The 265-nt window shown below is 62.3% G+C and carries 1 pseudogene; it reads left to right on the top strand.

Annotation, left to right across the window (positions count from 1 at the left end):
• Positions 1–265, top strand: a pseudogene (locus HWD93_RS18505) (hypothetical protein); the annotation flags it as partial.

Here is a 265-nt window from a genome sequence, read left to right as displayed (position 1 = left end):
CGCCTGTTCTGCCGGTAAAGGCCGAGGCCGCTATTGAAGCTGCTGCAGCCGAAGTCGTCGCTGCCAAGGCCGAAATCGTTGAGGTTGTGGAAGCGGTTGCTGTTGCAACGGAAGCTGCCGAAGCGCCGGCTGAAGCCGAAAAGCCAGCCAAGTCTGCCCGCAAGCCGCGTGCCCGCAAGTCTGCAAAGACTGAGGAAGCCGCAGATGAGGTGGTTGCTGCAGAAGTCGAAGAAGCGCCAGCCAAGCCAGCCCGGAAGACCCGGTC

This window comes from Curtobacterium sp. C2H10, assembly GCF_025407985.1.
GTDB lineage: Bacteria > Actinomycetota > Actinomycetes > Actinomycetales > Microbacteriaceae > Curtobacterium.
This window is presented reverse-complemented; position numbering and strand designations above follow the sequence as displayed.